This window comes from Polynucleobacter sp. MWH-UH35A (genome assembly GCF_018687075.1).
Lineage (GTDB): Bacteria > Pseudomonadota > Gammaproteobacteria > Burkholderiales > Burkholderiaceae > Polynucleobacter.
Window position 1 is genome coordinate 109,329 of sequence record NZ_CP061285.1, and the last position, 12,538, is coordinate 121,866.

Genomic DNA, 12,538 nt, shown 5'->3' on the forward strand with positions numbered 1-12,538 from the left:
ATTTAAAGAATGAAAAAATCGCTATTAGCAGTTGCAGCTATCGGTGCATTTGCATCTGCTGCTCAAGCTCAGTCCAGCGTAACCGTTTACGGTATCTTGGACGTTGGTTACATCGGTGGTAATAACCGTTTGAGTTCATCAAGTATTGCTGCAAACGGTGGACAACTCAAGTCAACAATCAACAAATTTGGTGACTCAGCAGAATCTACTTCACGTTTGGGTTTCAAAGGTACTGAAGACTTAGGTGCAGGCACTTCTGCTTTCTTTACACTTGAGTTCGAACTCTATCCAACAGACTCTACCGTTTCTGGTAACACCAATGGCGGTTTAAAAAATCGCCAATCTTTTGTTGGTTTGAAGAAAAATGGCCTTGGTCAAACAGCTGTTGGTACTCAATACACGCCAGTATTTAATGCTGGTACAGCTACAAACCCTAACGGTCAAAACAACATGATCGGCGATTTGGTTTACGCTGGCGCTCCTGCTGTTGGCACAACTGATAATGCTGGCTTAACAAGCTTCTCACAAACAAACCGTACATCAAATACATTGACATTCCAAACTGAAAAGTTTGCAGGTTTTTCTGGTAACTTGATGTATACATTGAACCAAAAGAATGTTTCATCGCAAGTTGGTTCAACTAATGGTCAAATCACTTCTGGTGGAAACACTAATGCAACTGGCTGGGGCTTAGGTGCTGACTTCACATACAACAAGTTTTATGTAACTGCAGCATACCAAGCGTTGAAGCAATTGACCTCTGCAAGCAACTACAGCACTGCTAACGCTCCTACAGCTTTTGGAGTTTGGGGAAGTGCTCAACCTGCTCCTGGTGTTGCAACTCCTACAGCAGGCATCAATAGTGTGGCATCTGCAATTGCTGTTGATGTTCAAGATAACCAATTCTTGGCTGGTACAACATATGACTTCGGCATCTTGAAGGCATATGCTCAATACATTAGCCGTAAAGCAACTTCAACTGCCAGCTCTAACTACTATGTTAAGCGTTCTGCAGAACAGATTGGTGTACGTAGCTACATCACCCCAACAATCGAAGCTTGGGCTTCTGGTAGCTTGGGTCGTTACACTGCATACGGTGTAAATCAGCCTACAATTAACATGAATGCATGGCAGTTGGGTTCTAACTACTACCTCAGCAAGCGTACAAACTTGTATGCTATCTATGGTCAGCAGCTTAACTCTAACGGCGCTGCTGCTGGTGTTACAACTAGCTCAGGCGCAAGCAACTATGCAGTTGGCGTACGTCACACTTTCTAATTTAACGCTAGCGTAAGCTAGCTTGAATTAGTTTAGTATTAAATTAACCCACTGTGGAAACACAGTGGGTTTTTTCTTTTAGGTTCAATTGATCGTAGAATGTATCAAGCCCACCTATATGATTGGTTGTATGACCATGATTGGAGACTTCTAGATGAATTTCAAAAACTTTCCTACGTTTGTTATTGGTGTGTGTCTTTCCCAACTTGTTGTTGCAGGCTCACCGACATTGGACAAGATTAAATCCTCATCTACCGTAACGATGGGGGTGCGTGAGTCCTCTATTCCCATGTCCTATACAACGGGCGATAGCCGCTTTGATGGTTATCACGTTGAAATTTGCCGCATGATTTTGGGTGATATTAAAGATCGATTGAAGCTTGACACACTTCGTATTAATTACCAACCTGTTACCTCGCAAAATCGCGTGTCTTTAGTGCAAAACGGTACTGTGGATATTGAGTGCGGGACAACCACCAATAATCTTGCGCGCTCAAAAGACGTGGCATTTGCCAACACCCTTTACGTTGAACAGGTCCGGATTGCGGTGAAAGCAAATTCTGGTATTAACTCTATTAGTCAACTGGCAGGCAAGAAAGTGGCAACTACCACTGGTACCACTTCAGTGCAGTTATTGCGTAAACATGAAAAAGCGAATGGCGTTAATTTTGATGAGGTATTTGGTAAAGATCACGCTGATAGTTTCCTATTACTAGAGTCTGGCCGGGCAGATGCCTTTGTCATGGACGGCTCTATTTTGGCCGGCAATATTGCGAACTCTAAGAATCCAAAAGACTATAAGATTGTTGGAGAGGTTTTGAGTACTGAACCTATTGCGATTATGGTTCGTAAAGACGATCCAGAATTCAAGGCTGCTGTGAATGAGGCGATTGCCAAGATTGTGAAGAACGGCAATATGCCAAAACTTTGGAATAAGTGGTTTTTGTCGCCTATTCCGCCAAAAAATATTGTTGTCGGTCTTGAGTTATCTCCGGCCACCAAAAATGCTTGGGCTAACCTAAACGATAAGCCTGCGGAAGATTATCAAAAGAAATAATGGCACTTGATCTTGGAGTTTTTTGTAAAAGCACTCTAGATGGTGAGGTGGTTGAGCATTGTTTTTCGGCTGTATTTGGCTTGAGTCAAAACGCCGATCCAAGTTATTTGGATTGGTTGATGAAAGCATGGGGCTGGACCCTGGCTGTTGCGGGCTTAAGTCTAACAATTGCACTGATTCTGGGTGCGGTGATGGGAACCTTGCGGACATTGCCAGAAGAGCGCGCTCTAAATCGCTGGCTTGTGCGTTTTTCTACTGCCTGGGTTGAGTTGTTTAGAAACATTCCGATTCTGGTTCAGGTCTTTCTTTGGTATCACGTTATTCCTGCATTTGTTCTGCCTTTGAAAGCGCTTCCCTCGTACTGGTTGGTGAGCATCGCTTTGGGATTTTTTACCTCTGCACGTATTGCTGAGCAGGTGAGGGCAGGGATTCAGGCATTGCCCAGTGGGCAGAAAATGGCAGCAACTGCACTGGGGTTGACTACATATCAAAGTTATCGCTATGTCATCTTACCGATGGCTTTGCGCATTGTGATGCCACCGCTAACTTCAGAGAGTATGAATCTGATCAAGAACTCCTCCGTTGCTTTTGCAGTTTCAGTTCCTGAACTTACATTATTTGCAATGCAGGCTCAGGAGGAAACTTCACATGGGGTTGAGATTTATTTGGCGGTGACATTGCTGTATGCCTTTTCAGCGTTTGCAGTGAATCGTGCGATGACAATGATCGAAAAAAGAATTCGCATCCTAGGGTTTAATGTTGCATCCAACAATGCGGCGGTGCACTAATGCTTACTTTGGATCTTAGTTTTTATAACTGGGAGCTTTTCACCAATTATATTTTGAAGGGCTTGCTCTTTAGTCTGCAGTTAACGGTAGTAGCTACTATCGGTGGGATTGTCTTTGGAACATTCTTGGCTCTGATGCGTCTTTCTGGCAGATCTTCCTTGGCATATCCAGCTACTTTTTATATCAACACTATGCGTTCTATTCCCTTAGTGATGGTAATTTTGTGGTTCTTCTTGCTAATTCCGATGTTGATTGGGCGCCCTATAGGGGCGAACCTTTCAGCAACCATTACTTTTATTGCTTTTGAGGCCGCCTTCTTTGCTGAGATTGTGCGCGCAGGAATTCAGTCGGTACCAAGAGGTCAAGTATTTGCCGCAGAAGCCTTAGGAATGACCTATAGTCAAAACATGCGTTTTATTGTTTTGCCGCAGGCCTTTAGAAATATGATTCCAGTCTTTATGACGCAAACGATTGTTTTGTTTCAGGATACTTCATTGGTTTATGCAATCGGCGCATATGACTTACTCAAAGGCTTTGAGATTGCAGGGAAAAATTTTGGACGCCCCATAGAGACCTATATCTTGGCGGCATTTACGTACTTCATAATTTGTTTCTCTCTATCTAAAGAGGTGCGCAAAATTCATGAAAAAGTTGCGATTATTCATTAACTATTTATTGTGAATTGAAAAACCTAGATGATTGAACTTCGCAATGTTTCTAAATGGTATGGATCCTTTCGGGTTCTGAATGACTGTAGCGCTTCAATACAGAAAGGCGAAGTCGTAGTGGTTTGTGGACCATCTGGCTCTGGAAAATCCACGCTAATAAAAACTATTAATGCTTTAGAGCCCTTTCAGCAGGGTGAAGTTACAGTGGATGGGGTGTGTTTGCACGATCCCAAAACAAACCTACCGCAGCTACGTGCGAGAGTGGGGATGGTATTTCAGCATTTTGAGCTCTTCCCGCACTTAAATGTTACGGAGAACCTCACACTTGCACAAATGAAGGTGTTAGGGCGTAGCGTGGATGAGGCAAAAGCACACGGTCTTCAGTATTTAGAACGTGTTGGGTTGCTGACTGAAAAGGACAAATTTCCGGGGCAACTATCAGGCGGTCAGCAACAGCGTGTCGCTATTGCCAGAGCATTAAGTATGGATCCAGTGGTGATGTTATTTGATGAGCCGACATCTGCTTTAGATCCAGAGATGGTTGGTGAGGTATTGGATGTTATGGTCAAACTGGCAAATGATGGGATGACAATGTGTTGCGTTACCCATGAGATGGGCTTTGCCAGAAAAGTAAGTCATCGTGTGATTTTCATGGATCAAGGCCGCATCATTGAGGACTGTGGCAAAGCAGAATTTTTTGACAAACCTGAAGCCCGTTCACCAAGAGCAAAAGAATTCCTATCAAAAATTCTAGCGAATTAGCCCATAAGCCAATCTATTGGTTGGATTGTTGCTTGGGTCTTGGCCGCTTGCCAGTCTGGGCGATGAGTTCTATCTCTTTGCCTTTGCGCAAGACTGTTAACTTAGCTTGATTGCCGGGACTAATTTGGGCAATTTGATTTAGTAAGCCACGCACATCTTTGGTTGGGTTGCCATTAACGGCGATCAAAACATCCCCTGGCTTGACCCCGCCACGTGCTGCGGGACCACCTTCGAGCACGCCAGATAAAAGAACGCCTTCAGTATTAACTGGCAGCCCTAGGGACTCTGAGAGCTCTTTGGAGAGATTTTGAGGCTCAACTCCAATCCACCCTCTGGTAACGCTACCATTGGACAAAATAGACTCCATGACTTGTTTTGCAAGGTTGATGGGTATGGCAAATCCAATCCCCATTGATCCGCCATTGTTTGAGTAAATGGCGGTGTTGATGCCAATAAGATTCCCGCGAGTATCAATGAGTGCTCCGCCTGAATTTCCTGGATTAATCGCGGCATCGGTTTGAATAAAATTTTCAAAGGTATTAATGCCTACATGATCACGACCCAAGGCAGAAACAATGCCAGAAGTTACAGTCTGTCCGACACCAAATGGATTGCCAATTGCAAGAACCACATCTCCTACGTGCACAGACTCAACTTTGCCTAGTGTGATTGGGGTAGGCAGTTTCTTTGCTTCAATTTTTAAGACAGCGATATCAGTCTCAGGATCGCTGCCGATCACTTGCGCTTTGACTTTTCGACCATCAGATAATGCAACATCAATATCATCCGCGTCACTAATCACATGATGGTTGGTGAGGATGTAGCCTTCGGGGCTCACTAAGACCCCTGATCCCAAACTTGAACTAGGCTCTTCCTCTGGGGGTTGATCTCCAAAGAAGAACTTAAATAATGGATCTGCAGAATTGGAGCCCCCACCTTTTCGGGGCTTTGGTTTTGCTTTGCTAGTAAATATATTAACGACCGCCGGCATTGAGCGTTTCACAGCTTCGTGATATGAGCCAGGACTTAGCTGTCCATCGTAGTTGCTTTCTCTGAGTGAAACTGTATCTACCAAAGAACCTACTCTGGACTCTGAAAGCCATTCCGGCTTTAGGGTGGCAACAATAAATAGGGCTGCCAACATCACGGTAACCGTCTGCGCAAATAAGAGCCAATATTTTTGTAGAGATGAATGCATCGAGATCTTTTTATTTGCGCGTTTGATTAATTAGGAATTTTTCTAATGCTCTGATGGGTTCCAGATCATTAAATAATGCAGCCTTGGATCTCTCAATCTTTTCTTTAAAAGAGTTCAGTAGGCGTTCATTTTGAATTAACTCTACTACCAAATCAATATAGGCAATGTCAGAGTGGCAAACGAGTTCTTGAAGTCCAATGTGATTGAGGATTGCGCTAGCAAGCCGACCACGCATTCTGGCACCTTCTATTGTGATAACGGGTAGATCGCATACTAAAGCTTGCATTGCTGTATTAAAGCCCGAAAACCCTATAGTGTCTAAATATAGATCGGCTTTTTGCATAAGCCCATAAAACTCCTCTTTTTTTAGGAAGGGAATGATGAAAATAAACTGATTAGCATTGAGTTGCTCACGAGCAAAAGCCGCCTCAAGACGCTCTTTTAAGATGGATGTGAGGCTTTCATCAAAGTTAAAGAGGACAAATTGACACTGACCCAGTCTCTTAGCAATCTCTACAAATACAGCATCATGGTTTGGGTTGTATTTCGATGGCGAACCTGCACACAAAAGTATTGGTAAAGAGGGGTTAAGTCCAAGGCTGGCAAGATCTGGTGCTATAGCCGCCACTTCCTCTGGTTGAATATGGGTGCCTAAGTTTGGCAAATGAACCAGTAATTCGCTATAAAGATTTTGTGCGTTTTCGGGCTCGAGCAGTTTGGCTGATAAATAGAAATCTATTGTGGGCAGTCCAGTGGACTCAGGATGTCCCCAGCTCGCCATCTGGATTGGGGCCAAGCGTAGGCAGGCAAGTGCTTTGGTAGTTGCATCCATTCCGATTTCTGGATAGAGCAATACATCTAGCCTCTGTTTTGCGATAAGGTGTCCCGCGCTTTGGGTAGAGGTGCCGCAATTGACGTAGTGCGCAGATTTTGATTTTGCCAGTTCCGTTTCGATATCTTCCGTACCGTTGGTATTGAAGAGTTGCACCTCAAATTGATCTGGATCTAGGTGGGTTACCCATCCCTTGGTGATGGCATCCCATACTGGATGCCTGCAAAAATACTTGCTTACGATGCCAACTTTGATTATTTGAGAGGATTCCGCTATTGCTGTGGTGTTAGCAACGCTATTTTGAATGCTCTTTGCATGTTCGATACATATTTTTCCATATTGACTCAGTAGGGAAACGTTGTTTTCATCTTGGTAGGCTAAGTAAAACGGATGCCTGCCAATGATCTTTTCTAATTTCCCAGCCGCTCCTTTTTCTGGAGCTATGCTTTTCAATATTTTTAGCTGACTTGCAAATGCATTCCTCGAATTTTGCAATTCTTCTTTTTCTTTATAGACCTTAGGAATTTGAGAAATAACTAATGCAAATTGCGCTTCACTATTTTTTGGATTTAGATCTAGTGATTTGGCTAAATAGGTTTTTGCTAGCTCAGCATCCCCAGTGTCGTAATAGATTTCACCTAATAAATAGTAAGTTTGAGCATGACTGGGATTGATCTTGAGCGCATGTTGGTAGCAATCGATGGCTGCGCTGAATTGCTTGGCTTTTTTGAGGCTATTACCAAAATTTAAACATGCCTCTAGGTAGTTATTGTTGATTTGTAGGGCGCGCTCAAAGCACTCATATGCATCTTGATAAAGATCTAGCTGAGTCAGAGCATTGCCTAGATTGTTATAGGCTACCGCTAGATTGGGATTGGCTGCTAGGGCTTTTTCAAAAAGAGGAATCGCTTTTTGAGGGCTGCCATCCTCCAGAAAAATGACGCCTTGATTGCTTAATGCTTCAGCATAGTCAGGGCGTAATGAAAGGGCTTGTTGATAGGCATTAATGGCCTCTGTATTTCTTGCTAAACCCTTTAGTGCATTGCCACGATTATTGTGCGCCTCAGGAATATGAGGGTTGCATTTAATTGCAAGGTCAAAACAATGCAATGCTTCTGAAAATTCAAATAGTGCGTTGTAAGTCAGGCCCAAATTACTCAGAGTTTGTGGAGAGTTGGGTGCAACTTCATTCGCTCGGTTTAAAAACCGCAAAGCATTTTTGTAATCTTGCTTTTGATATGACCGGATGCCTAAAAGATTCAGAACATCAATATTGTTTTCATCAAGTTGATGTGCATGCAAGAAAAGAGTATCTGCTTCCTCGGGCTTTCCTTGTTGGAGCAATCTCAAACCATTCTGAAAAATGCGTTGAGACTGCTTTCGTGTATCTTGGTGCGATTGCTTAGACAAATTATTTTTTTAGGCTGTCACGAATTTCGCGGAGTAACAAGACATCCTCCGGAGCTGGGGGTGGAGGAGGGGCGTCCATCAGACGAACCTTATTGACCACTTTGACCATTTGAAAAATAACAAAGGCTAAGAGAATGAAATTGATGGAGATAGTGATGAAGTTTCCATAGGCAAAAATGGGTACTCCTGCCTTTTTGAGGGCATCAAAGGTTCTGGGAACACCCTCTGGAATATAGCCCAAGACGACAAAAAGGTTCGTAAAGTCGATATGACCCCCTAAAAGGGTCGAAATAACCGGCATTACGATGTCATTTACCAGGGAATCCACGATTTTCCCAAAAGCGCCGCCAATAATGACGCCCACCGCCAAATCGATCACATTGCCCTTTACGGCAAAGTCCCGAAATTCCTTTAAAACACTCATAAATGCCTTCCTTTTGACTTAGATCCAGATTAACCCGAGATTAACCCCATAACTTTCTTGCTTACCCCACTTTTTACTTTAAAATCCTACCTTTAAGCAATTTCCACCCATAAATACCCTTTCTAGGAATTTTGTAAATGAGTGACAAGCCCTGTATGGACAAGGATCGCCGTAACTGGTTGATCGCCACATCGGCGGTTGGTGGCGTAGGCGCCGCTGCAGCCCTTTACCCTTTTGTAGACAGTTTTGAGCCTTCTGAGCGTGCAAAAGCCGCTGGAGCCGCTGTTGAAATCGATATCGCTGGTATGCAGCCAGATGAGATGAGAATGGTTGAGTGGCGCGGTAAGCCAGTTTGGGTGGTGCGTCGTACTCCTGAGCAGGTTGCTGAGTTATCCAAGATTGATAGCGAATTAGCTGATCCAGATTCTTTACGTGATCCAGCGCAATTCACGCCTCCGTATGCGCAGAATCAATGGCGCTCCATCAAGCCTGAGTACCTCGTAGTGGTTGGCATCTGCACGCATTTAGGATGCTCTCCAACTCCAAAATTTGAAGCAGGTGCTCAGCCCTCTTTGCCAAATACTTGGCCAGGTGGTTTCCTTTGCCCATGTCATGGTTCTACATTCGATATGGCAGGCCGCGTATTTAAGAATAAACCAGCCCCAGATAACCTTGAAGTGCCGCCACATATGTATTTGAGCGATACCAAGATTCTGATCGGCGACGATAAGAAGGCCTAAGGAGAGATAAATGGCATTCCACGAAAAAGAAGTCCCAGCAGACGCTCCAGTTGCACAGAAGGTCTTGGCTTGGGTTGATTCCCGCTTTCCTCTGACATCCTCGATTAAGGCGCATTTAACTGAGTATTACGCTCCTAAGAACCTTAATTTTTGGTACTTTTTTGGTTCTTTAGCGATTGTTGTCTTGGCTTTGCAAATCATTACTGGAATTTTCTTGGTAATGAACTACAAGCCTGATGCTGCCAAAGCTTTTGAATCAGTTGAGTACATCATGCGTGAGGTTCCATGGGGCTGGATGATTCGTTATCTGCACTCCACTGGCGCTTCCATGTTCTTCGTGGTGGTTTATTTGCACATGTTCCGTGGTTTGATTTACGGTTCTTATCGCAAGCCACGTGAACTCATTTGGATCTTCGGCTGCGCAATTTTCTTGTGTTTAATGGGCGAAGCATTCTTCGGCTATTTGCTCCCATGGGGTCAGATGTCTTACTGGGGTGCTCAAGTTATTGTGAACTTGTTCTCCGCAATTCCATTCATTGGTCCAGACTTGTCTTTATGGTTGCGTGGCGACTATGTTGTGGGTGATGCAACTCTCAACCGCTTCTTTGCATTCCACGTGATTGCGATTCCATTGGTATTGATTGGTTTGGTTGCTGCTCACATCATCGCTTTGCATGAAGTTGGCTCAAACAATCCTGATGGCGTTGAAATCAAAGAGACAGTTGATGAAAAAGGCATTCCATTAGATGGCATTCCTTTCCATCCTTACTACACCGTCCATGATGTGTTTGGCCTGGGTGTTTTCTTGATGGTTTTTGCTTGCATCGTGTTCTTTGCGCCAGAGATGGGCGGTTACTTCCTCGAGGCAAATAACTTCATTCCTGCAAACCCATTGCAAACGCCTCCGCACATTGCGCCGGTTTGGTATTTCACACCGTTCTACTCAATGTTGCGTGCAACTACTACTAACTTCTTGTTGCCTTTGTGGATCTTCTTGGCAGTCATTCTTGGAATGTTTGCCTTGAAATCGAATGACAAGAAGGTAAAAGGCGCATGCGCAGCGATTGCTTTAGTGTTAGCGGCTGGCTTCTACTTATTTGATGCGAAGTTCTGGGGTGTTGTGATCATGGGCGGTTCTGTTGTGATCATGTTCTTCTTGCCTTGGCTAGATCATTCCCCAGTGAAATCTATCCGCTATCGCCCACAATTCCATAAATATATTTATGGTGTATTTGTGGTGAGTTTTGTGATTTTGGGTTATTTGGGTATCCAGCCACCATCACCAGTATTTGAAAAGATTTCTCAGGTATGCACTATTTATTATCTGGGCTTCTTCTTGGCAATGCCGTTCTGGAGCACGCTTGGTAAATTTAAGCCTGTTCCAACACGCGTTACTTTTAAGTCCCATTAATTCAGATACCACAGAGAAACTAGGAACTAGTATGAAACGAATTCTGCAAAATTTGATGGGCGTCTGCCAAGCAACATTATTGGTTGCAGCCCTGGGCTTTGGTGTCAGCGCCAATGCAAATGAAGGTGGCTTTCCATTGGATCAAGCCCCTAATCGCGTAAGCAACAATGCCTCATTACAAAATGGTGCAAAGTTATTTGTAAACTATTGCTTGAATTGCCATGCAGCATCTAGCATGCGTTACAACCGTTTGCGCGATATCGGCTTGACCGATCAACAAATCAAAGACAACCTTATTTTGACTGATGCCAAAGTAGGTGATTTGATGACCATTGCCATGACACCAAAAGAAGGTAAAGCTTTCTTTGGTAAGAACCCACCTGATTTATCGGTTGAGGCTCGTGCTCGTGGAACGGATTGGCTCTACACCTACTTCCGCACATTCTATAAAGACGATACAACTCAGACCGGCTGGAATAACTTGGTGTATCCAAGTGTTGGTATGCCACATGTGCTCTGGCAGTTGCAAGGAGAGCGTGCTGCGAAGTTTGAGGAACATAAAGATCCTCATGACCCAAGCAGAATGGAAAAGGTATTTGTAGGGTTTGAGCAGTTAACTCCAGGCACCATGACTTCACAAGAGTATGACGATAATATTGCCGACTTGGTTGCTTTCATGTCATGGATGGCTGAGCCAGTTCAGTTAGAGCGCAAGCGTCTCGGCGTAATAGTGCTCTTGTTCTTGGCAATCTTTACCATCTTGGCTTGGCGTTTGAACAAAGCTTATTGGAAAGATGTTCACTAATTGAGTTTGATGGGTCCTGACGCTAGGGCCCATTAGTGAAAAGATTTAACGCTGTTGTGCGTTTGTTGTATTGAAGTAGAAATTTAAGGAAATAAATTTATGATGGTGTTGTACTCGGGTACTAACTGCCCATTCTCGCAACGCTGCCGTTTGGTGCTTTTCGAAAAAGGCATGGATTTTGAAATCCGCGATGTCGACTTGTTTAACAAGCCTGAAGATATCTCAGTAATGAACCCATATGGCCAAGTGCCTATTTTGGTTGAACGCGACTTAATTTTGTATGAGTCAAATATCATCAATGAATATATTGATGAGCGTTTTCCTCACCCACAATTGATGCCGCCTGATCCTGTGGCTCGTGCTCGCGCACGCCTCTTCCTCTTCAATTTTGAGAAAGAGTTGTTTGTACATGTAGCCGCTTTGGAAAATGAAAAAGGCAAGGCTGCTGAGAAGGTTCACGAAAAAGCGCGTTTAGCAATTCGTGATCGTTTGACTCAGCTGGCGCCTATTTTTGTTAAAAACAAATACATGCTGGGCGATGAGTTTTCTATGCTTGACGTAGCCATTGCGCCATTGTTGTGGCGTCTTGAACACTATGGCATTGATCTTTCTCGCAATGCTGCTGCGCTCCTCAAATATGCTGAGCGTATTTTCAGCAGACCTGCCTATATTGAAGCATTGACTCCTTCAGAGAAGGTAATGCGTCGCTAAGCAGTCCCAGCGGCTCATGATTGGTCGGCATGTCTGACACCCCAAGCAATAAACCCTACCTAATCCGTGCTCTACATCAGTGGTGCACGGATTTTGGTTTTACGCCCTTCATAGCGGTCTTTGTGGATGCCAGGGTAGAGGTTCCTATGGAGTTTGTGAAGAACGACGAAATTGTTCTCAATCTTTCGCTGGAGGCTTGTCACCAGCTAGCAATAGAAAACGATTGGATCAGCTTCCAGGCTAGATTTGGCGGAATTCCCAGGAAGATTATGGTCCCAGTTAGCCATGTTCTGGCAATCTACGCTAGGGAGAATGGTCAGGGCATGTCTTTCCCATTTGATCCAGCCCAAGCACGAGATCTTCACATTGCAGATTCATCTGATCAAGCCCCTGAAAAGCCTAAAACTAATCGACCATCCTTGAAGATTGTGAAATAGGATAAAATATTAACCGT

The 12,538-nt window shown here is 44.0% G+C and carries 13 protein-coding genes; 10 read left to right on the forward strand and 3 right to left on the reverse strand.

Annotated elements, in window-relative coordinates; all coding sequences use genetic code 11:
- The first annotated feature begins 9 nt into the window (after positions 1 to 9).
- The 5 genes from ICV36_RS00650 to ICV36_RS00670 all read left to right on the forward strand — a co-directional run bounded on the left by ICV36_RS00650 (position 10) and on the right by ICV36_RS00670 (position 4,553).
- Positions 10 to 1,278 (forward strand): porin, encoded by a 1,269-nt coding sequence (locus tag ICV36_RS00650; protein WP_215400638.1) that lies wholly within the window; start codon positions 10 to 12, stop codon positions 1,276 to 1,278.
- A gap of 154 nt (positions 1,279 to 1,432) precedes the next feature.
- Positions 1,433 to 2,335, forward strand: coding sequence for an amino acid ABC transporter substrate-binding protein (locus tag ICV36_RS00655; RefSeq protein ID WP_251375031.1), 903 nt, complete (start codon positions 1,433 to 1,435; stop codon positions 2,333 to 2,335).
- The gene (locus tag ICV36_RS00660) at positions 2,335 to 3,123 is read left to right on the forward strand and encodes an amino acid ABC transporter permease (RefSeq protein ID WP_215400639.1); all 789 of its coding nucleotides are present in this window, start codon (positions 2,335 to 2,337) and stop codon (positions 3,121 to 3,123) included. The genes ICV36_RS00655 and ICV36_RS00660 overlap by 1 nt, the downstream gene beginning before the upstream one ends.
- Entirely contained in the window at positions 3,123 to 3,791 is a 669-nt protein-coding gene (locus tag ICV36_RS00665; RefSeq protein WP_215400640.1) for an amino acid ABC transporter permease, read from the forward strand. Before ICV36_RS00660 ends, ICV36_RS00665 begins: the two co-directional genes overlap by 1 nt.
- Positions 3,792 to 3,818: 27 nt before the next feature.
- On the forward strand, positions 3,819 to 4,553 hold the full coding sequence (locus ICV36_RS00670) for an amino acid ABC transporter ATP-binding protein (protein WP_215400641.1): 735 nt from the start codon (positions 3,819 to 3,821) through the stop codon (positions 4,551 to 4,553).
- 13 nt (positions 4,554 to 4,566) lie between these two features.
- Here the strand turns inward: ICV36_RS00670 and ICV36_RS00675 are convergent, their stop codons facing one another.
- Genes ICV36_RS00675 through mscL form a run of 3 tightly spaced genes read right to left on the reverse strand, consistent with a single transcriptional unit; the run spans position 4,567 to position 8,417 of the window.
- Positions 4,567 to 5,751: a Do family serine endopeptidase gene (locus ICV36_RS00675; RefSeq protein WP_215400642.1), complete on the reverse strand. Its 1,185-nt coding sequence runs from the start codon at positions 5,749 to 5,751 to the stop codon at positions 4,567 to 4,569.
- 10 nt (positions 5,752 to 5,761) lie between these two features.
- Positions 5,762 to 7,993 carry a glycosyltransferase family 41 protein gene (locus tag ICV36_RS00680; RefSeq protein ID WP_215400643.1) on the reverse strand — a complete coding sequence of 744 codons (2,232 nt, stop codon included), beginning with the start codon at positions 7,991 to 7,993 and terminating at the stop codon, positions 5,762 to 5,764.
- 1 nt (position 7,994) lies between these two features.
- Positions 7,995 to 8,417, reverse strand: coding sequence for a large conductance mechanosensitive channel protein MscL (gene mscL / locus ICV36_RS00685; RefSeq protein ID WP_215400644.1), 423 nt, complete (start codon positions 8,415 to 8,417; stop codon positions 7,995 to 7,997).
- 137 nt (positions 8,418 to 8,554) lie between these two features.
- Between mscL and petA the strand changes: the two genes are divergently transcribed.
- The 5 genes from petA (at position 8,555) to ICV36_RS00710 (ending at position 12,521) form a co-directional block, all read left to right on the forward strand.
- Complete coding sequence (gene petA / locus ICV36_RS00690) at positions 8,555 to 9,157, forward strand: ubiquinol-cytochrome c reductase iron-sulfur subunit (protein WP_215400645.1); 603 nt, start codon at positions 8,555 to 8,557, stop codon at positions 9,155 to 9,157.
- Between the two features lie 10 nt (positions 9,158 to 9,167).
- Positions 9,168 to 10,568: a cytochrome bc complex cytochrome b subunit gene (locus ICV36_RS00695; protein WP_215400646.1), complete on the forward strand. Its 1,401-nt coding sequence runs from the start codon at positions 9,168 to 9,170 to the stop codon at positions 10,566 to 10,568.
- Positions 10,569 to 10,599: 31 nt separating this feature from the next.
- Complete coding sequence (locus tag ICV36_RS00700) at positions 10,600 to 11,373, forward strand: cytochrome c1 (RefSeq protein ID WP_371743204.1); 774 nt, start codon at positions 10,600 to 10,602, stop codon at positions 11,371 to 11,373.
- A gap of 99 nt (positions 11,374 to 11,472) precedes the next feature.
- Complete coding sequence (locus ICV36_RS00705) at positions 11,473 to 12,084, forward strand: glutathione S-transferase N-terminal domain-containing protein (RefSeq protein WP_068320223.1); 612 nt, start codon at positions 11,473 to 11,475, stop codon at positions 12,082 to 12,084.
- Between the two features lie 29 nt (positions 12,085 to 12,113).
- On the forward strand, positions 12,114 to 12,521 hold the full coding sequence (locus ICV36_RS00710; RefSeq protein WP_215400647.1) for a ClpXP protease specificity-enhancing factor: 408 nt from the start codon (positions 12,114 to 12,116) through the stop codon (positions 12,519 to 12,521).
- Positions 12,522 to 12,538 lie beyond the last annotated feature (17 nt).